This window comes from Stenotrophomonas sp. YJH_SMC_79, from assembly GCF_059367995.1.
The window spans coordinates 471,107-489,683 of sequence record NZ_JCAFRK010000004.1; the positions used below are offsets into that span (position 1 = coordinate 471,107).

An 18,577-nucleotide genomic window follows, 5' to 3' on the forward strand; every position below is an offset into this window, starting at 1 on the left:
CGCATCGAAACATGGCCACTCCGGCCGTACGGCGGGCACCATCGCCTCGTACAGTGCCTGTTGTTTCCGTGCTCCACGGCGCCTTGCGATGTCCGACGAAATCCCGACCCGCTTCGATCCCCTGCCCGCTGCCCTGCAGACGCATCTGCAGCACCAGCGTTCGCTGATCGCCGCGCGCGTGGCCGTCGGCTTCCCGACGTTGCCGGTGCAGTGGCCGCTGGCGGCCACCACCCTGCAGCGCGTGGTCGATGCCGAGCTGATCGATCGTGACGACTGCGATGGCTGGGAAGCGCTGGGCGTGGCGTTCGGTGACACCCTGGCCCAGCGCGTGCCGGGCCTTGCCTGGATGCAGGTCACCGATGCCTGGGGCATCGACGCGGTGCTGCGCTATGCCGACAGCAGCCTGCAGATCGGCGCCAGCACGCTGCTGCTCAAGCGCGTCGAGCAGGGCGAGATCATCGACATCGCCCACCTGCTTGCGTGGCTTGAGGAATTCGTCGCCACCCGCGCCGACGATTACGCCTGACGGCCCATCGGGGGAGATCCAGGCCATGCGTGGATGAATGAGACCACGCGATGGTGCCATCCACGCATGGCGTGGATCTAGAGCCAGCGACCATCAACCACCACCCGGCGCTCCACCGGCACCGCAGCCACTGCGACCGGGCCGTGGTCGGCGCGCACCGCCACGAAAGTGGCCGGCAGGTCTTCGGCAATACCGTAGCGCGGTAGACCGATCACCTGCGCGGCATGGGTGGTGACCATGTCCAACGCGAGCATCAGGTCGGCATCGGTGTAGAAGCCCGAGCGATAGCCGAGCAGCATCGCCCGCTGCAGCAGGTCGCCATTGCCATACGGCCACCAGCAGTCGCGGATGTTGTCGTTGCCTGCGAACACGCGCACGCCGGCATCATGCAGCGCGCGCAAAGGCGGGAACGGATGATCACCCGGCGCGTTGCTCATGATCGCTACGCCCGCCGTGGCCAGTGCCTCACCCACCTGCAGCGCGCGCGCCAACGGCACGTCGCCCAGCGAGTAGGCATGGCTGACGGCAACGCGCCCCTGCAGGCCCGCGGCACGGGTGCGTGCTGCGATGCGCAGCAGCTGGGCCAGCCCGGTTTCACCGGGCTCGTGCAGGTGGATGTCCAGCTGCACGCCATAACGCTCGGCCAGGCCGAACAGCAGCGCGAGCTGGCCTTCGGCATCGCCATCCAGCGTGGTCGGGTCGATGCCACCCAGTACCTCCACGCCCGCTGCGATGGCCTGCTCGAGCACGGCAGCGGTGCCCGGGCAGGACATCACCCCGGCCTGCGGAAACGCCACCAGCTGGATCCGCATGATGTCGGCGCAGCGCAGCGCCGCCTCGCGCACCGCTTCGAGATGGCCGAGACCTGTGCTGGCGTCGATATCGACATGGCAGCGCATCGCCACCGTACCGAACGCACTGCACTGGCGGATCAAGGCCTCGGCACGGTCCACCATCGGTGCCGCACCCGCCACCGCCGCCTTCTCCACCGCCAGCCGCTCACGCAGGCTGTTCACCGGCTGGTGCGGGTGCCAATGGTCGCCGACGAAGCTCTTGTCGAGGTGAATGTGGCCGTCGACCAGCCCGGGCAGCATCGTGAAGCCCTGCAGGTCGACGCATTCCGCCCCTTCGGCCGGCGCGGCCTCGCCGTTGAAACCACTGATGCGACCGTCGTGGATATGGAAATGCAGCGGCGCACCGTCGCGGTCAACCGCGCCATGGACGAACTGAAGCGTCATCGGAAACTCCCGGAAAGCCAAGTCATGGCGCCATCCTGCGCGCTGGCACTGCCATCGGCCAACGAAATATCTGGATGCCACACATTCACCAGAACGATGAACACCCCTGCGACAACCGGTCACAGCCACGCCGTGCACACGCCTGAACGGGTACCATAGGCACCTGTTTCCGTTGTGATGCCGCATGGGCCCGTCCGACCGCCACGATCGTCTCCGCCGCTGGCAGGCCGCGTCCCTGCTTGCTGCTGCCCCGATCGCCAGCCTGTCCGCCACTGATACGGCCGCCACCGCGCCGCTGCAGGCGCCACCGGGCCAGCAGCGCATCGCCCCGGCGGCGCTGGTCGAGCGCCTGCACCAGCGCGTGCTGTCCGGGCAGAGCGCCACCGCCACGCTGGAACACTGGTGCGCCGAGCACGGCCTGGCCGAACAGGCGCGGGTGCGTGCGGTGCGCGTACACGGCCAGGACAAGCCCGCGCCCACCGACGTGCTGCAGGCGCTGGGCGCGAAACCGGGCACCGAACTGCGCTATCGCCGCGTGCAGCTGGTCTGTGGCAGCCGCGTGCTGTCCGAGGCCGACAACTGGTACCTGCCCGGCCACCTCAGTCCGGCCATGAACCAGGTGCTCGATACCACCGATGAACCCTTCGGCCGGGTGGTCGGCCCGCTCGGCTTCAAGCGCCAGACGCTGGCCGATCAGACCTTCTGGCCGCCACGCGGTGAAGGCGACCAGGGCGTCATCCTGGAAGTTCGGGCCCTGCTCCGCGACCGCCAGCAGCAGCCTTTCAGCTACGTCATCGAGTCGTACCTGCAACAAGCGCTGCCCTAGCTGCATGTGTCACCGGTCAGGGCCCCACTGCGCGGTAATGCTGTTGGATGCCGGGTCCACCGAGAATACGAAGCGCCCACCATGCTGATCCCTGCCCCACGTCATCGGCGCAGTGGCCAGGCTGTAGACCGGGGCACCCTTGTCCATACCGATCGCCTCGGACCAGGCACTGAAATCCTTGTCGGTACGGCTTCGTATCTCGCCGACACACAGGCTGTAGCCACAGGCGAAAGACACCAGCGTGCCGCCGCTGCCGATGAGCCGGGTCGCGGCCGCCCTGTAGAGCCGGGTCAGGTCCTGCACTTCCGGGTGGCCCGCCGCGTCCCGCTCGAACTGGCTGATCGCCTGTGCAAAGGCATTGTCCGAGCCAAGGACCACGTCGCTCTTTTCCGTCGACAGTGCACCTTCGGTCAACAGCAAGCGCTCGCCCTCGAGGAAGTGACCCTCCGCATCCGCAGGCGCCTGCTTGGCCGTCACCCGCATCGATGCCGTTGGCACGCGCACTGATCCAGCATCGGTCGCTGGGTTGGAAAGGGACAGCACGGGCGCGGCACTGGTCGCGTCCGCAGCCTCGTCCACGCTGGCCGCCTGCTCGCTGCTGCAACCGGCAACGGCCAGTACGGCAATCACACTCCACATCCTGACATCCATGCGCATCCTCCTCCATGTATCGCCACAGCATGCCACGTGCGCGCCGGCAACACGGATGCGCCGCACAAAGAAAAGCCCGGCAATGCCGGGCCTTTCGTTCGCCTGCCGGATCAGCGGAACCGGTAGTCCAGCTGCACCCAGTACTGGCGGCCGTACGGGTCGTAGTTGCCGACCGGGTAGAACGGCCAGCCGCCACCGTTCCTGTCCGCTGGCGGGCGGCTGTCACGCAGGTTGTTGACGATCACGCCCACCGACAGGTTCTCGCCGAACTGGCGGAAGACGCTGGCGTTGTACGTCATGTACGGCGCGATGCGGCCACTGCCATCGGTCTTCGGCAGCGAGCCGAAGCGGTTGCCGTACAGCGTGGTGGTCCAGTCACCCTGGTTCCAGGTGATGCTGCCGTTGGCCTTGCTGCGCCACTGGTAGTCATCCAGCGAATTGCGGATGTCACGCTCCGGATCATCGGAGAACTGCCGGTACTTGTGCTCCAGCACCACGGTGTAGGCCAGGCGCGTGGTGAAGCGGCCATAGCGGCCGGCATCGAAACGCCAGTTGCCCTTCAGGTCCAGCCCGCGAACCGATTCAGAGGCGGCGTTGATCGGGTTGATCAGCACACGGGTCACCTGGTCCGGCTGCACCGTGGCATTGGACGGGTTGCGGATCACACGCGACAGCGCGTCCTGGCACAGCGGTGAACCGATATCACGCGCCTCGCCGCCCAGCGTCTTTCCCAGCCGGCAATCGGCCTCGTCACGCAGGATGCGGCTGGTATCGAGGCTGGTCACCTCGTTGTCGATGCGGATGTCGTAATAGTCGGCACTGAAGTCCAGGCCGGCCAGCGGCGACCAGACCACGCCGAAACCATAGGACTTGGCCGATTCCGGCTGCAGCTGCGCGTTGGCACGGTTGCTGTAGTCGATCGACAGGCCGTTGTAGTCACAGTTGTCGTACGACTGGCCCGCAGTCCGGCAACGCCAGTAGTCGGTCATGCCAGGGTTGTAGCCGCGGGTCTCGGTCGCGAACACGTAGTTCATGTCCGGCGCACGGAAGCTGGTGGCAGCCGTACCACGGATCAACAGGCTCTCGATCGGGCGGAACTCGACGCCGAAGCTCCAGGTTGCCTTGCCGATGTGCTCGCCACCGGCACGGTACTGGTCATAGCGACCGGCCAGGGTGGTGGTCAGCGACTGCAGCAACGGCAGCTGCAGCTCCACGCCGGCAGCATAGCGGTCGCGCTCGCCACCGGCACCGATACCGGCGCTGGTGTTCCAGAACTCGCCGGTGCCCAGGCGCGGGTCCGGGCGATTGCGGTAACCCTGGCTGCCGGCCTCGACCACGGCGGCCAGCGCGGCATCGCCACCTGGCAGTGCGAACAGCCGGCCGTTGACGCTGGCGCTGAAAGTCTGCAGCCACGCCGCGTTGCGGCTCTCCTGGTAGCCGGACAGGTCCTGGTACTCGTTCGGGCTCAGCGGCTGGAACAGGCGCGCCGGGTCCGGCGCATAGACCTCTACGCCATTGCGCACGCCCAGCTTCGGGCCAAGCAGGTATTCATTGATGCCGGCCAGCAGCACCGGGCGACGGGTGCGGTTCTCGTAGCGTGAGCGGCTGTAGACCGCTTCATAATCCCAGCCACTGTCACCGATCTGGCCGCGCGCGCCGACGTTGAACGACCAGGAGTTTTCCAGGAAACGGTTGGCATTGCGCGGCAGGCCACCGATTTCCTCGGGTGCAAAGCGGCGGTACCAGCTTTCCAGGTTGCCGGTGGTCTGGTTGTAGAAGTAATTGCGGGCCGAGGTCCAGGTGGGCGCACGGGTGTTGTTGGTGATGCGTGCGCTACCCACGGCCAGATCGGCGAACAGGTCGGTGGTCTCGTTGACGTGGAAGGTCAGCAGGCCGTAGCCGTTGAGATTGCGCTTCTCGGTCTGCACCGTCCAGTAGCTGGCGGCGGCCTCGTTGCTGCCGCAATACCAGCCCTGGCGCGGGTTGAAGGCGCGGAACACGCTGCCGCCATAAATGTCCGACGCCGCGTCGCAGCCATTGACGCCCGGATCGATGTTGCGACCGGTGGCAGCGTTGCGGCGATACGCGATCGCGGTCGCCTGCGGCGCCTTGCCAGTCGGATCGTCCTCCAGCGAATCCATGAAGTCGCGCTGGCGTGCATGGATCGCCTTGCGCACGTCGAACTCGAAGCCGAACAGGGCATCCCAGCGCTCGCCGGAACTGCCACCGACCACCTGCGCGCGCTGGTTGTCGCCACCGCCCTGCTGGGTGCCGCCGGCGCGCACGTTCACGTCCACACCTTCAAAGCGGTCCTTGAGGATGATGTTGACCACGCCGGCGATGGCATCCGAGCCGTACACCGCCGACGCACCGGCAGCCAGCACCTCGATGCGCTCGATCAGGGCGCTGGGAATGTTGGCCAGGTTGACCACGTTCACCGAGCCTTCGTAGGCCAGCGGGTAGTCAGCCTGGCGGCGTCCGTTGACCAGCACCAGCGTGCGGTTCGGGCCAAGGCCGCGCAGGTTGATGGTGTTGGCCGCCGGAGTGAAGGTGTTGCCGAAGTCCTCGCCCTGCACGTTGCCGGTGTTTTCGGTCAGGGCGCTCAGCGCGTCGAACGCATTGCGGTAGCCCTGCGCGTCGATCTGCTCGCGGCTGATCACGGTCACCGGGGACGGCCCTTCGACGCTGGCGCGCGGAATGCGCGAGCCGGTGACCTTCACTTCCTGCAGCGAGGTGGGTGCGCTTTCCTGCGCGAAGGCCGGCAACGAGACCAGCATCAGGGACGACAGCGCGAGCACCAGCGGACGCGGGCGCAGCGCCTTGTGAGAGGCGGACATGGGCTTCCTGGGGGAGTTGGGCGGGTGGTACGGGACCGGAGGCGTGCGCGGCACATAACGATCCCGTAACGAAAGTGTCCTGAATGGGTGGTTTCAACGGAAATGACCAGCCCTGATGGCCTTATGCCTGAACCGAATCAGGCCCCGCCCGGTGATCGTCGTGTTTTTGCAATCTTTTGAATGGTCTGGCGAACCGGGCGTTGCCATCGTTCCGGGGATGATGACCCCGTACCCCACATCCCTCCTCCCCCCTTTGCGCCCTGTGTCGCGCCGCCATCTGCTGCAGCTGCAGGTGGCGCCGGTCACCCTGCGCCCGTTCCAGCGGGCCGACCTGCCGGCCTGGCGCCTGTTCGACGACCGACGCCGGCGCGGTCGGCATCTTCACCCTGGCCTTGACGAAGAAGCACGTTTCCTCGCCCACATGCACCGCTCGCGCCTTGAGCAGGACAACGACCAGTTGATGCTGGGTGTTTTCGATGACCAGCACGGGACCGTGCTGGACCAGTTGCACGTCCGCCTGCATTCGCTGCACTCGCGCTGCGCCGAGCTGCTGTCACTGCAGCACTGGCACGCGCACACCGACGCGATGCTGCACGCACTGTGCCCGTTCCTGTTCGAGGATGTCGGCCTGCACCGCCTGTTCGTGATGCTGCCGCCGGACTGCAGTGACCCGTTCGCCACTGCGCTGCACGCCTTCGGCTTCGAGCAGGAAGGCCTGCTGCGCGACCATCATCTGGATCTGGATGGCTGGCAGGATCGCAAGCTGCTGGCGCTGACCGCACCGGTCTGGCGCAGCCGCCAGCAGCCCCAGGGTTAGCGGACCCGCTCCAAGGAGTCGCTTGCGCCGGTCAACACCGAGCAGGCGTGGTCCTGCAGCTCTTCGGCGCTGGCCTCATTGCCGGTGCCGGCGTCCACACGGGTCGCCAGCAGAATGAAGCCCGGGCCGCCCTGCACGGCGTCCCGGCCGGCCACGACCAGGCTCCACTGGCCCACGTCGTCCACGCCAGCGAGGTCATAGGCCAGCAGATTGAGCGGATTGGCGGTCAGCTCCGCGCCCGGCAGCAGCCGGGCCCGGTACTGATGGCCGCGCAGCAGTACCGGCAGTGGCGCCCACCGGGTGCCCAAGGCACCGGCATGTGCATCCAGGGCCTGCAGCACATCGGCGCGCAGGCAGTCAACATGGATATGCAGCTGGTGCTGCGAGCGGCCATGTGGTGAATTCAGCGCCAGGCTGGCGACGCTGCGCGGCAGCGGTTGGCCCAGGGCCCGTTCGGTGTGGCTGCGCGCCTGCCAGGCTGCGGCAAAGTAATTCGGCGCACCGCGCTGGTACAGGGCGAGGTTCTCGATCCCGCTGACCTTGTCCAGCGGCATCAGCAGGAACTGATAGTCGCCGTGCGCGTCCTTGACCAGCACATCGCGGCGGTCCGCAGCCGTCTCCACGCGCAGGCAGTCGCCGCGTGGACCTTCGGCGCCACGGCAGTCCCGTTCGATCAACCGCCACAGCGCATCGGAATGGGCCGGAGGCGGTGGGGGCGCACTGGCGCAGGCGGACAACAGCAGCAGGGATGGCAGCAGGAAGGGGCGCAGGGACACGGCAACGGCTCACGGAACAGGCACGGCAGACGGCGCCGCGCCGCATTCTAGCCAATGGAGCGCTGCAATCAGTAAGTGCCGAACGGCACTTCAACCACGATCGGGGCGGCGCCCTCGCCTGTCTGCAGGGTGTAGCGATCCAGCGCGCCATCGTCATCGGCATGCGGCTGGCGCTGGAAATGCAGCGGGTAGCGGGTGTCCCCCAGGCGCACGGCACTGCCGTCGGCCTCCAGCGCGGCACCTTCCGGAATCAACAGCCCGCCCAGGTCGCTGTAGGCGCCCGGCACATCGGCGAAGCTGTAGTCGGCCAGTTCGTCCACCCGCTGCATCGCGTAGACGTGCGGAACATAGGGGCGTGCCGGGCTGCGGCCATTGCTCAGGTCGGTCACCCAGGCCTGCGGCAGGTGGTACTGCTCGCGCAGCGCGGCCACGCCCAGCGACGGACTGGCCACCTGCAGGCAGCACACCGCGCGCTTGCCCTCACGGTCGACAATGGCGAATCGATCACCGCGGGTGGAGGCCTGCGGCAGCATGGCAAAGGCGAGGTCGCGCTGGGCCGGCGTGTAGCCGGCCTCGGTCTGCAGGTTGCGCCAGGCGCCGAACACCGGGGGGTCGACCGGCACAGGTTCCGGTGCGGCAGCGGAGGCGGCAAACGCCATGCCCAGCATGGACAGCGCCAGTGCCATCATCGTCCTGCCCTTGTCGCGGAAACTGCCTGCCGTCATACCGTGTCCAACGCCTGCGCCGGAAAGGCCCGGCCTGCCCGCTGGCGTACTGCCAGCCATTCCTCCCACTATGCAATGACCACGCTGTGCCGGCAATGACCGGGGCGCTGACGCCTTTCGCACGCTCGGTGCTATCGTTCCCGCCATCTTCCCCTGCGCAGGAGCGCTCGCATGTCTGCATTCCGTCTGTCCCTGTTGCTGCCGGCCTCTGCCCTGCTGCTGTCGGCCTGCGTCAGCACCCCTGGCCCGGAAGTCAAAGGGAGCGGCCGCTGCGACGCCAGCCAGCTGGGCTGGGCGATCGGCCAGCCGGCCAATGAGCCCAACATCCGCCGCCTGTCCCGCGAGAGTGGTGCCGGCCTGGTCAACCCGATCGGCCCCAGCACCATCACCACCAAGGACATCCGCCAGGACCGCCTGCGCGTGTTCGTGGACAAGGACAACATCATCACGTCCACGCGCTGCGAGTAAGCGCCGCCACGGGCTTCTGTAGAGCCGAGCCCACGCTCGGCTGCTCTCTGGTCGGGCCACGCGGGAACCCGAGTCGAGCATGGCTCGACGCTACATTTCAGGGTTCGGTATAGCCGGCGCAGTCCGGCAATTCCTGGTCCGGGTGGAACATGCCCTCGCGGAAGTGGAACAGCCGGGTATAGGTGCATGCCGGATCCTGCTCGCTGCGCAGGTCCTTCTTCTTCAGCGGCCCCTTGGCCAGCGAATCCTCGAAGCGCGAAACACCGGCCGGGAACCGGGTCGCCACGGTCTGGTAGCGCAGCACCGGCATGCCCCCGGCAACCGTATCCAGCGCAAGCTTTGCCGAGAACCCGTATTCGTCGTGGCAGGCACCTGCGCGCTGCTTGATGTCCTGCTCGCTGAAACAGGCGCGGATCATCGCACTGCCCAGCCATGGCACGGTCAGCACGTCGTCGTCCACCTGGATGTCGTCCTGCAGGTGGCGCACGCGTGCCAGCTGCAGCGTGGACGCGTCGGCACCTCCACCGGAGTACATGGCGCTGAACGTGACGATGCCACCCACCAGCACATTCTGGCGGGCGCGCTGCTGCGGATCGGTCACTGGTTCATCGCTGCCCACGCCTGGGGCAAGCCGCACGATCCATGGCCACAGCGACAGCTCGCTTTCCTGCGGCACGTCGATGCTGACGCGATAGCTGTGGGGCTTGCCTTGGCCCTGCACCTTTTCCAGCACCTCAAGCATGGTGGGCCGGTCACCCTCCTCGGAGACCGGCTGCACGCGCACGCACCAGTTGCCGTCCCGGGTGCAGTCATAAAGACCCGACGGTCCAGTCTCACTCGCGATCAGCACCTGCCCCAGCGGCTCCATCACATTGCCGGCGGCATCGCGCTGCTGCGGCAGGATCGAGCCTTGGGCCAGCACCAGCACCGGGGTGGCCAGCACTACAACGCACAGGATGGCACGGGCGGCAGCGGTGGGCATGGATGGCTCCTGCGGTTGGGCTTACGATGGTAACCGTTGCCCGGGCGGCAGCGAGCCTGCTCGACATTCGCCTTTGTAGCGTCGAGCCATGCTCGACTGCTTCTCACTACAAACACCAGCCAAGCGCTGGCTCGGCTCCACATCATCCGCAGTCGCAGCCACCCCACCCTTTGGCCTTCGACGTCTGGCCGATACCGGGATTGAACGTATTGCTCGGGTCCAGCTGCTTGTAGAACCCGGCCAGCGCCGGCTTGGCCGGGTACAGGTGGCCGACGTTGTGCTCGGCCGGATACTCGGCGCCGCGCTGGTCCAGCAGCGCCCACATCGCGTGCTCGATCGCCATCGGGTCTTCGCCCTTGCGCGCGATGTAGTCCTGGTGGAACACGTGGCACAGGAAGTGCCCGTAATACAGCTTGTGCAGCAGGCGGTCGTCGATATCGGCCGGCAACTGCTCGAACCAATCGGCATCATCTCGGCGCAGGGCAATGTCCAGCGCCACGATGTCCTGCACCTGCTCGCGATGCACTTCGCGGTAGCGCACCGCGGCACCGGCCACGGCGAAGCGATGCAGGAACGCCTTGCGCCCCTCCTCCGCCGTGCAGTGGAAAAAGCCGCCTTCGTGCCCGGCGAAGAAGCCGCGCAACCAGGCCTCGGTTGCCGCCGCGTCCTGCGCGGAGACCTTCAGCAACAGGTGATGCTCGTAGCGCTGGCGGAATTCACCCATGCGCTTGGGCAGGTGCGAGGGCAGCAGGCCGGTCAGCACCTGCATCACCCGATCAGTCACCCCGCGCAGACCCAGCCGCTCGAACCAGCCATCCACACGGTTCTTCAGCGCGAACGCGGCCGGCACGCGCGCGGTACCGAGGCGATCGATCAACAGGAAACTGTCCTTGCCGTAGCGCTCGCCGATGTCATAGGCATCGCGGTGGATGTACTCACCGGCAATCGGCAGGCGCTCGAAGCCGGTCAGCAGCTGGCGCCGGATCGCAGTGAGGCTGTCGGTGCGGTTGCTGCCGATGTAGAAGACCTCGGCGGCCTCCTTTTCAAAGGTGTCCAGGCGCACCGCGAACACCGCCAGCTTGCCGGCCGAACCGGCAGCTTCGAAGTGGCGGCTGGGGTCGGCGTTGAAACGCGCCGGCGTATCGGCATCGACCCTGCGCACTTCCTCGGCGTAGCGTGGATCGGAGGCGGCGCGGCCATCGCCGTCACCCACGTCGCCAGCAGCATAGTCGCCGGCCTGCAGGCGCTGCAGGATCTGCTCGGGCGTATCACCCAACGCAATGCCCAGATGGTTGACCAGCTGCAGCTGGCCCTGCGCATCGACCTGCGCATACAGCGCCAGCTCGGTGTAGGCCGGCCCACGGCGCACCAGCGCACCGCCGGAGTTGTTGCAGATGCCGCCCAGCACCGAGGCGCCGATGCAGGACGAGCCGATCACCGAATGCGGCTCACGGCCCAGCGGTGCCAGGGTCTGCTCCAGGCGGTCGAGCGTGGCGCCGGGCAGGCACAGCACCTGGCGGCCTTCGTTCAACAGCTGGATGCCGGTCAGGCGCAGCGTGCTGACCAGCACGATCGGCCGCCCATAGTCGTTGCCATCCGGGGTCGAGCCGCCGGTCAGGCCGGTATTGGCCGCCTGCAGGATGATCGCCGCCCCACCCTGCACCGCCGCCTGCAGCACGCGCCACAACTCCAGCAAGGTGCCCGGGCGCACCACCGCCAGCACCGGGCCGTCGCCGAAACGATAGCCACGGCGGAAGCGGCGCGTGGCCTTGTCGCCGGTCAGCACATGGCGGCTGCCGACGGCGTCGCGCAGCTGTGCCAGCACGGCATCGTGGCCACTCATGGCAGGCTGACCAGCGAATCGCGGCCGATGTCGGCGATGCGACGCGCACCGGTCAATGTCATCGCCACGCGCATTTCCTTGGCGATCAGGTCCAGCAGGTTGGCCACGCCGGCCTCGCCCTGCGCGGCCAGTGCATAGACGAAGGCACGGCCCAGCAGCACGGTGTCGGCACCCAGCGCCAGCATGCGCACCACGTCCAGGCCGGTACGGATGCCCGAATCGGCGAGAATCTTCAGGTCGCCCTGTACCGCATCGCCAATCGCCGGCAGTGCGCGCGCGGTGGACAGCACGCCGTCCAACTGGCGGCCACCGTGGTTGGAGACCACGATGCCATCGGCGCCGAACTTGACCGCATCACGCGCGTCATCCGGGTCGAGGATGCCCTTGATCACCATCGGGCCCTTCCAGAATTCGCGGATCCACTCCAGGTCCTTCCACGAAATGGAGGGATCGAAGTTGCTGCCCAGCCAGCCGATATAGTCCTCCAGCCCGGTCGGGTTGCCACGGTAGGTGGAGATGTTGCCCAGATCATGCGGGCGGCCGAACAGGCCCACGTCCCACGCCCAGTGCGGATGGGTGATGGCCTGGCCGATGCGGCGCAGCGAGGCATTCGGGCCGCTCATGCCGGAGTGTGCATCGCGGTAGCGCGCGCCCGGCACCGGCATGTCCACGGTGAACACCAGGGTGGTCACGCCCGCGGCCTGCGCCCGCTCCAGCGCGTTGCGCATGAAGCCACGGTCGCGCAGCACGTACAGCTGGAACCACATCGGCCGCTGGATGGCCGGTGCCACTTCCTCGATCGGGCACACCGATACGGTGGACAGAGTAAACGGGATGCCGCGGCTGTCGGCCGCGCGCGCCGCCTGTACTTCACCACGCCGGGCATACATGCCGGTCAGGCCGACCGGCGCCAGCGCCACCGGCATCGCCAGTTTTTCGCCGAACAGCTCGGTTTCCAGGCTCAGGTCGGACATGTTGCGCAGGATGCGCTGGCGCAGCGCGATGTCGGACAGGTCGGAAACGTTGCGCTTCAGCGTGTGCTCGGCATACGCGCCGCCATCGATGTAGTGGAACAGGAACGGCGGCAGCCGGCGTTGCGCTGCAGCACGGTAATCGGTGGAGGCGGAGATGATCATGGGGTCAACCGTGTGGGGAAGGTAGACGCGAGGCCCGCGCACGCCGGGCTTCGTTGTCATCGAGGGTGCGCAGCGTGGTGTGCACGAACTCGAGGTGGGCATGCGCGGCGGCGCGCGCGCGTTCGGGGTCGCCGGCCAGCACCGCATCCATCATCTCGCGGTGCTGGTCGGACAACGGCGAGAAGGTCCTCGCCGAGGTGTAGAGCTTTTCGCGGCTCTGCGAGATGTTGGTCTGCAGCAGTTCGAACAGGCCGCGCATCACCTGCAGCAGCACCAGGTTGTGCGAGGCCTCGGCGATGGACAGGTGGAAGGCCGCGTCAGCCTCCGCTTCACCGGTGGGGTCGTCCTTGCCGTGCGCGTCCATCATGGTCTGGAAGGCCTGCGCGATGCGCGTGCGGTCCTCGTCGGTGGCACGCAGCGCTGCATGCCAGGCAGTGGCACCTTCCAGCGCGTGGCGGATCTCCAGCACGTCGAAGCGGTATTCCGGGTCGCCCTGGAACAGCGGCAGGTACGGCGCCAGTGGTTCGTCCAGCGCCTGCCGCGCGCGCGCCGCAGGTTCGGCCACGTAGGTACCGCCACCGACGCGTGCGGTCAGCAGGCCCTGGCTGGCCAGCTGCGCGATGGCCTCGCGCAGCGCGGTGCGCGAGACCCCCAGCTGCACCGCCAGGGTGCGCTCGGCCGGCAGCCGGTCACCCGGCTGCAGCCGTTGTTCCTGCACCAGGCCGCGCAGCTGTGCGGCCACCTTGTCGGAAATACGTTGCGTGCTCATGGCGCCATTGTGGCCCGAAGCGCGCAGTGGGTGGTCTGCTGGCCGTGCATGGCTCAGGGAATCATCCAGGTCAGCCAGTAGGCCTGGGCCAGGGTGATCAGGCCGACCATGGTGGTGAAGATCAGGCTGTGCTTGACCGTGAAACGGAACAGGTCCGATTCCTTGCCGGCCAGGCCGACCGCCGCACAGGCAATGGCGATCGACTGCGGCGAGATCATCTTGCCGGTGACACCGCCGGTGGTGTTGGCCGCTACCAGGAGCACGTCGGACACGCCGATCTGCTGTGCGGTGGTGGCCTGCAGCGCCGAGAACAGCGCATTGGACGAGGTATCCGAACCCGTCAGGAACACGCCCAGCCAGCCCAGGAACGGCGAGAAGAACGGGAACGCGTCGCCGGTGTGCGCCAATGCCAGCGCCAGCGTTGCCGACAGACCCGAATAGTTGGCGATGAAGGCAAAGGCGAGCACCATGCCGATCGAGTAGATCGGCATGCGCAGCTCCCGCACGGTTTCGCCGAAGGTGTGCAGCGCCGAGCGGGCCGGCATGCGCAGTGCGATGATCGCGATCACCGCCGCGAGGATGATCGAGGTGCCGGTGGCCGAGAACCAGTCGAATTTGTAGACCGCCTCGTAGCTGAGCGGTGCGTCCACGATCGGCGGCATCTTCTGCACCATCTGGTCCAGGCCCGGCACCGGGATCTTCAGCACCCAGCCTTCCAGTGGGCCGCCGGCCGCGAACAGCGACTTGAACGGCTTGATGCTCCACAGCGTGACCATCGCGGTGAGGATCAGGAACGGCGACCACGCCTTGGCGATCTGGCCGACGCTGTAGCGCGGCGCCTCCAGTGCCTGTGCGGCCGCCTCGGCGCTGGTTTCGGTATCGAAGCGGAAGATCCGTACCGGCTTCCAGCGGCGCAGGAACAGGGTCAGGCAGACCAGCGACGCCAGCGACGCGGTGATGTCCGGCAGTTCCGGGCCGATGAAATTGGAGGTCAGGTACTGCGCGATGGCGAACGAGCCACCCGCAACCAGCACCGCCGGCCAGGTTTCCTTGATGCCGCGCCAGCCATCCATGATCGCCATGATCCAGAACAGCACGATGATGGTCAGGAACGGCAGCTGGCGACCGGCCATCTGGCCAATCTCGAATGCATCCAGGCCGGTGACCTGCCCGGCCACGATGATCGGAATGCCCATTGCGCCGAACGCCACCGGCGCGGTGTTGACGATCAGGCACAGGCCGGCGGCATACAGCGGCTTGAAACCCAGCCCGACCAGCAGTGCCGCAGTGATCGCCACCGGTGCACCGAACCCGGCCGCGCCCTCCAGGAAGGCACCGAAGGCGAAGCCGACCATCAGCATCTGCAGGCGCTGGTCTTCGGTCACCGACAGGATCGAAGCGCGGATGATGTCGAACTGGCCGGTCTTGACCGAGACCTTGTAGAGGAACACCGCGCCGATGATGATCCAGGCGATCGGCCACAGGCCGTAGACGAAGCCGAAACCGGCCGCGCCCAGCGCCTGGCTCAGCGGCATGCGGTAGAACAACAGGGCCACGCCAAGCGCGATGGCCACGGTGATGGTGCCGGCCAGCCAGCCCTTCATGCGCAGCACGGCCAGGGCAATGAAGAAGAACGCGATCGGCAGCAGCGCGATCAGGCTGGACAACCACAGGTTGCCGGCGGGGTCGTACAGGTGTTGCCAGGGCTGCATGAAGACTCTCGACTGGATGCGGAAGATGCCCCACCGCAGGCGGTGGATCGCCGTGGCCGTCGATTATTGGTCGTACCAATAATGAGTTCGATCAGACCACTTACAGCGGATTTAACCGCCACTCCGACGAAGAGCCTATTAGACCATAGGGCTAGACGACATATTGGTACGACCATTAGAGTCACCACGGTAGTGCCGGCCGCTGGCCGGCAACTCGGGATTCCCTACGAAATCCGCTTCTCCAACCGCCGCATCACCGCCAGCACCAGCACGCACAGCACGCTCACCCCGATGGCAATCACGTATTTGCCGATACCCACGGCGATCCCGATCGCTGCGGCCATGATCAGCGAGCTGGCCGTGGTCAGGCCGCTGACCTGATCCTCGCGTGACCCACGCAGGATGGTGCCGGCGGCAACGAAGCCGACACAGGCCACCACCGCTTCGATCAGGCGCACCGGATCGACCTGCAGCAGGTCGCGGTAGCGCTCCTGCTGGAAATGTTCGGCCACCGAATCGCCGAGGCCGACGATCAATGCGGCAGCCCCCGCGATCAGCATGTGCGTGCGCAGACCGGCAGCGTGCTTGCCCATCTCGCGCTCGACGCCGAGTACGCCGCCGAACAACATGGCTACGGCCACGCGCAGCAGGATCGAGACATCCTGGGTGAGTTCCATGGGCAAGGCTCCGGGATTTTCCCGGAGCGTCGCGCGGCGATCGTGGGACGGGGGTGAAGGCGATGGCACGCCTTCTTCACCGCGCGCTTTCATCCACGCATGGCGTGGATCTACCTCGCGCATTCGCTCACTGCGCGAGGTAGCCACCATCGATGGCGTAGTACGCGCCGGTCGCGAACGAAGCGTCGTCACTGGCCAACCAGGCCACCAGTGCTGCCACTTCTTCGGCCGTACCCAGCCGCTTCAGTGCATGCCGCCCTTCCAGCGTGGCGCGTACCTTTGGATCCATTTTTTCCAGCAACGGTGTGCTGATGAAGCCCGGGCCGACCGCATTGACACGGATACCGTCGGCCGCGTATTCCCAAGCGGCGGTCTGGGTCAGCCCGACCACGCCGTGCTTGGCTGCAACATACGCGGTGGAGCCGGCATAGCCCACCTGGCCCAGGATCGAGGCCATGTTGATGATGCTGCCACCCGTGCCGGCCGCACGCATGGCCTGGATCTGCGCACGCTGGCACAGGAACACGCTGGTGAGGTTGACGTCGATGACCCGCTGCCAGCCATCGATCGGATAGTCACCGCTGCTGGCGGCCGGCCCACTGATGCCCGCGTTGTTGACCGCGACATGCACACCGCCCAGCTCCCTTACCGTGCGCTGCACCGCCGCCTCGACGGCGGCATCGTCAGTCACGTCCAGCGCGATGCCGATGGCCTGCGCACCGCTGCCCTGCAGCCGTGCCACCGTGGCATCCACTGCGTCCTGTTTCAGGTCCCATACCGAAACGCGCGCACCGGATGCGGCAAGGGTCTGCGCGGCCGCCAGGCCGATGCCGGATACACCGCCAGTCACGATCGCGGTCTTGCCGGTGAGCTGGTAATCGATCATCTGCATTCTCCTTCTGTGGGGGTATCGATGCGGCGTGTCGCCGCGAACCCCTCACGCTACGCCTTCATCCGTGATGACCCGGCAGACAGCGCGTCCACGGCTGATCGTTCCACGCGTAAAACCTCAACTCCAGTTGATGTATGGAATTACGTACGGATATGCATGCAAAACGCTGGCGTATGTTCAGCAGCATTTTCACTTTGGCCGTAATCGTCAATCGTTTTGACCATCTCGAAATCAAATGCAGATGAATCAAGGCGACAATGGGAAACGTTTCCAGTTTCTTCGACACACTCATTCCAATCTGGCGTTTCCCCAGCCATCCAGCGTGCCATCGCCACCGCATCGCAGCGGGTCCGCACAGGCCACGACCGGAACTGCATCTGCAATGCAGAGCGCATGGGCGAGGTACTGCCAGCGTCCACCTCCTGCGCACGTGCCGAGCAATGTCCCGATACTTCACTTTTGCCGATTACCGCCGCTTCGGCCACCGCCACGGCTTTGACTACCGCGCTGACCCCGAACACCTGCGCGACGACCAGTGGGCGGGCCATGGCGAAGTCAACGAGCAGTTCCTGCGCGGTGGCATGAGCCTGATCGCATCCGACGTCCACAATCGCTTTCCATACGTCGCCACTGCCCAGCAGAGTCCCGGGCTGGCCATCCGCGTGATGCTGCAGGGGCAGGTGGATGTACGCATTCCCCGGCGCAGTGGCTTCACCCTGCGCGCGGGCACTGCGATGACCGCGCACCACCGCGAACAGGTCGAAATGACCGGTGCACATCCCGGCGAAACGCGCATGCGCGGCGTCAGCGTGATGGTACCGGCGGAGATCGATCCGGATCTGTTCCAGCTGCCGCAGCTGCACACGGCGCTCAGCACTCACCTGGAGTGCCGCCACTGGGCGATTCCGCATACCCTGCTGCCGGTGCTGGGCCAGTTGTTCGACAGTCCCTGGCAGGACGGCATCGATGCGCTGTGGCGCGAGGGCGTAGCCCTGCAGCTGCTCGCCGTTGGCCTGCAGGCCGAGGATCTTCAGACCGAACAGGTGCGCACCCTGCGTGCCGGCCAGCGCGAACGGCTGGAGCGCGTGCGCGCCTACCTGCATGATGACCCAAGCCACGCCCACAGCCTGGTCGAACTGGCGCAGCTGGCGTGCATGAGCCCAAGTTCGCTGCGCCGTCATTTCGCCCAGCAGTATGGGAGTTCGGTATTCGATTATCTGCATGAGCAGCGCATGCGCCATGCCGAGCAGGGCCTGCGCGAAGACGGCTGGACGGTCGAGCAGGCCGCCGCCGCCAGTGGTTACCGCCACCCCAGCAACTTTGCCGCTGCATTCCGCAAGCGCTTCGGTCTGGTGCCCAGCCGCTGGCGCACGGGCCCCTCGAAGGTGGGCTGAAGGCCTGTGCCCTGGCAGGTGTCGATCTTGGTCGATCGGCATACCATGGCCCAGCCCTGGCAGGTGTCGATCTTGGTCGATCGGCATACCATGGCCCAGCCCTGGTAGGTGTCGACCTTGGTCGACACGCTCCTGCGTCATCGCGGATGCCGGCCAGCGGCCGGCACTACCGCAGCCACCTGAATCGACGTGCCATGGCCCAGCTCTGGTAGGTGTCGACCTTGGTCGACACGCTCCTGCGCCATCGCGGATGCCGGCCAGCGGCCGGCACTACCGCAGCCGCCTGAATCGACCTGCCATGGCCCAGC

The 18,577-nt window shown here is 66.7% G+C and carries 18 protein-coding genes; 5 read left to right on the plus strand and 13 right to left on the minus strand.

The features are described from left to right. Positions 1-88: 88 nt before the first annotated feature. Positions 89-526 (plus strand): DUF3806 domain-containing protein, encoded by a 438-nt coding sequence (locus AC5P57_RS17450; RefSeq protein ID WP_099553234.1) that lies wholly within the window; start codon positions 89-91, stop codon positions 524-526. Between the two features lie 77 nt (positions 527-603). Here AC5P57_RS17450 and AC5P57_RS17455 read toward each other — a convergent pair whose 3' ends face one another. Beyond that, entirely contained in the window at positions 604-1,764 is a 1,161-nt protein-coding gene (locus AC5P57_RS17455; RefSeq protein ID WP_262234959.1) for an amidohydrolase family protein, read from the minus strand. A 184-nt stretch (positions 1,765-1,948) separates the two neighbouring features. Between AC5P57_RS17455 and AC5P57_RS17460 the strand changes: the two genes are divergently transcribed. Further along, positions 1,949-2,590, plus strand: coding sequence for a hypothetical protein (locus tag AC5P57_RS17460; RefSeq protein ID WP_142806202.1), 642 nt, complete (start codon positions 1,949-1,951; stop codon positions 2,588-2,590). A gap of 9 nt (positions 2,591-2,599) precedes the next feature. Here the strand turns inward: AC5P57_RS17460 and AC5P57_RS17465 are convergent, their stop codons facing one another. Further along, entirely contained in the window at positions 2,600-3,247 is a 648-nt protein-coding gene (locus tag AC5P57_RS17465) for a hypothetical protein (RefSeq protein WP_262234958.1), read from the minus strand. 104 nt (positions 3,248-3,351) lie between these two features. Then, a complete protein-coding gene (locus AC5P57_RS17470; RefSeq protein ID WP_262234957.1) occupies positions 3,352-6,078 on the minus strand; it encodes a TonB-dependent receptor plug domain-containing protein in 2,727 nt (908 codons plus the stop codon). Between the two features lie 217 nt (positions 6,079-6,295). Between AC5P57_RS17470 and AC5P57_RS17475 the strand changes: the two genes are divergently transcribed. Further along, entirely contained in the window at positions 6,296-6,895 is a 600-nt protein-coding gene (locus AC5P57_RS17475) for a GNAT family N-acetyltransferase (protein ID WP_099604049.1), read from the plus strand. On the opposite strand, the gene AC5P57_RS17480 is transcribed toward AC5P57_RS17475, so the two are convergent. Further along, a complete protein-coding gene (locus AC5P57_RS17480) occupies positions 6,892-7,671 on the minus strand; it encodes a CDP-diacylglycerol diphosphatase (RefSeq protein WP_142806204.1) in 780 nt (259 codons plus the stop codon). The genes AC5P57_RS17475 and AC5P57_RS17480 overlap by 4 nt on opposite strands. Positions 7,672-7,739: 68 nt before the next feature. After that, entirely contained in the window at positions 7,740-8,396 is a 657-nt protein-coding gene (locus AC5P57_RS17485; protein ID WP_099553219.1) for a decarboxylase, read from the minus strand. A 171-nt stretch (positions 8,397-8,567) separates the two neighbouring features. Here AC5P57_RS17485 and AC5P57_RS17490 point away from each other — a divergent pair, with 171 nt between their 5' ends. Beyond that, positions 8,568-8,864 (plus strand): hypothetical protein, encoded by a 297-nt coding sequence (locus AC5P57_RS17490; RefSeq protein ID WP_005413768.1) that lies wholly within the window; start codon positions 8,568-8,570, stop codon positions 8,862-8,864. 97 nt (positions 8,865-8,961) lie between these two features. On the opposite strand, the gene AC5P57_RS17495 is transcribed toward AC5P57_RS17490, so the two are convergent. The 8 genes from AC5P57_RS17495 to AC5P57_RS17530 all read right to left on the minus strand — a co-directional run bounded on the left by AC5P57_RS17495 (position 8,962) and on the right by AC5P57_RS17530 (position 17,270). Then, positions 8,962-9,846: a hypothetical protein gene (locus AC5P57_RS17495; protein ID WP_262234956.1), complete on the minus strand. Its 885-nt coding sequence runs from the start codon at positions 9,844-9,846 to the stop codon at positions 8,962-8,964. Between the two features lie 142 nt (positions 9,847-9,988). Continuing rightward, positions 9,989-11,689 carry a D-lactate dehydrogenase gene (gene dld, locus AC5P57_RS17500; protein WP_262234955.1) on the minus strand — a complete coding sequence of 567 codons (1,701 nt, stop codon included), beginning with the start codon at positions 11,687-11,689 and terminating at the stop codon, positions 9,989-9,991. Then, the gene (gene lldD, locus AC5P57_RS17505; protein WP_262234954.1) at positions 11,686-12,825 is read right to left on the minus strand and encodes an FMN-dependent L-lactate dehydrogenase LldD; all 1,140 of its coding nucleotides are present in this window, start codon (positions 12,823-12,825) and stop codon (positions 11,686-11,688) included. The genes dld and lldD overlap by 4 nt, the downstream gene beginning before the upstream one ends. A gap of 4 nt (positions 12,826-12,829) precedes the next feature. Continuing rightward, positions 12,830-13,594, minus strand: coding sequence for a transcriptional regulator LldR (gene lldR, locus AC5P57_RS17510; RefSeq protein ID WP_012480578.1), 765 nt, complete (start codon positions 13,592-13,594; stop codon positions 12,830-12,832). A 53-nt stretch (positions 13,595-13,647) separates the two neighbouring features. Further along, on the minus strand, positions 13,648-15,306 hold the full coding sequence (gene lldP, locus AC5P57_RS17515; RefSeq protein ID WP_099553209.1) for an L-lactate permease: 1,659 nt from the start codon (positions 15,304-15,306) through the stop codon (positions 13,648-13,650). A gap of 224 nt (positions 15,307-15,530) precedes the next feature. Then, positions 15,531-15,983, minus strand: a complete 453-nt coding sequence (locus AC5P57_RS17520; protein ID WP_262234953.1) for an MgtC/SapB family protein — start codon at positions 15,981-15,983, stop codon at positions 15,531-15,533. Between the two features lie 127 nt (positions 15,984-16,110). After that, positions 16,111-16,869: an SDR family NAD(P)-dependent oxidoreductase gene (locus tag AC5P57_RS17525; protein ID WP_099553207.1), complete on the minus strand. Its 759-nt coding sequence runs from the start codon at positions 16,867-16,869 to the stop codon at positions 16,111-16,113. Between the two features lie 146 nt (positions 16,870-17,015). Then, positions 17,016-17,270 (minus strand): hypothetical protein, encoded by a 255-nt coding sequence (locus tag AC5P57_RS17530; RefSeq protein WP_142806210.1) that lies wholly within the window; start codon positions 17,268-17,270, stop codon positions 17,016-17,018. A gap of 45 nt (positions 17,271-17,315) precedes the next feature. Between AC5P57_RS17530 and AC5P57_RS17535 the strand changes: the two genes are divergently transcribed. After that, on the plus strand, positions 17,316-18,269 hold the full coding sequence (locus AC5P57_RS17535) for a helix-turn-helix transcriptional regulator (RefSeq protein WP_099553206.1): 954 nt from the start codon (positions 17,316-17,318) through the stop codon (positions 18,267-18,269). The last annotated feature ends 308 nt before the right edge of the window (positions 18,270-18,577 follow it).

What these genes read in the sequence shown, in the direction of transcription:
- AC5P57_RS17535 (WP_099553206.1), top strand. Translation starts at nt 17,316, where the DNA reads ATGTCCCGATACTTCACTTTTGCCGATTACCGCCGCTTCGGCCACCGC.
- AC5P57_RS17530 (WP_142806210.1), bottom strand. Translation starts at nt 17,270, where the DNA reads ATGCGCTCTGCATTGCAGATGCAGTTCCGGTCGTGGCCTGTGCGGACC.
- lldR (WP_012480578.1), bottom strand. Translation starts at nt 13,594, where the DNA reads ATGAGCACGCAACGTATTTCCGACAAGGTGGCCGCACAGCTGCGCGGC.
- AC5P57_RS17495 (WP_262234956.1), bottom strand. Translation starts at nt 9,846, where the DNA reads ATGCCCACCGCTGCCGCCCGTGCCATCCTGTGCGTTGTAGTGCTGGCC.
- AC5P57_RS17525 (WP_099553207.1), bottom strand. Translation starts at nt 16,869, where the DNA reads ATGATCGATTACCAGCTCACCGGCAAGACCGCGATCGTGACTGGCGGT.
- lldP (WP_099553209.1), bottom strand. Translation starts at nt 15,306, where the DNA reads ATGCAGCCCTGGCAACACCTGTACGACCCCGCCGGCAACCTGTGGTTG.
- AC5P57_RS17465 (WP_262234958.1), bottom strand. Translation starts at nt 3,247, where the DNA reads ATGCGCATGGATGTCAGGATGTGGAGTGTGATTGCCGTACTGGCCGTT.
- dld (WP_262234955.1), bottom strand. Translation starts at nt 11,689, where the DNA reads ATGAGTGGCCACGATGCCGTGCTGGCACAGCTGCGCGACGCCGTCGGC.
- AC5P57_RS17460 (WP_142806202.1), top strand. Translation starts at nt 1,949, where the DNA reads ATGGGCCCGTCCGACCGCCACGATCGTCTCCGCCGCTGGCAGGCCGCG.
- AC5P57_RS17455 (WP_262234959.1), bottom strand. Translation starts at nt 1,764, where the DNA reads ATGACGCTTCAGTTCGTCCATGGCGCGGTTGACCGCGACGGTGCGCCG.
- AC5P57_RS17475 (WP_099604049.1), top strand. Translation starts at nt 6,296, where the DNA reads ATGATGACCCCGTACCCCACATCCCTCCTCCCCCCTTTGCGCCCTGTG.
- AC5P57_RS17470 (WP_262234957.1), bottom strand. Translation starts at nt 6,078, where the DNA reads ATGTCCGCCTCTCACAAGGCGCTGCGCCCGCGTCCGCTGGTGCTCGCG.
- AC5P57_RS17520 (WP_262234953.1), bottom strand. Translation starts at nt 15,983, where the DNA reads ATGGAACTCACCCAGGATGTCTCGATCCTGCTGCGCGTGGCCGTAGCC.
- AC5P57_RS17490 (WP_005413768.1), top strand. Translation starts at nt 8,568, where the DNA reads ATGTCTGCATTCCGTCTGTCCCTGTTGCTGCCGGCCTCTGCCCTGCTG.
- AC5P57_RS17450 (WP_099553234.1), top strand. Translation starts at nt 89, where the DNA reads ATGTCCGACGAAATCCCGACCCGCTTCGATCCCCTGCCCGCTGCCCTG.
- lldD (WP_262234954.1), bottom strand. Translation starts at nt 12,825, where the DNA reads ATGATCATCTCCGCCTCCACCGATTACCGTGCTGCAGCGCAACGCCGG.
- AC5P57_RS17485 (WP_099553219.1), bottom strand. Translation starts at nt 8,396, where the DNA reads ATGACGGCAGGCAGTTTCCGCGACAAGGGCAGGACGATGATGGCACTG.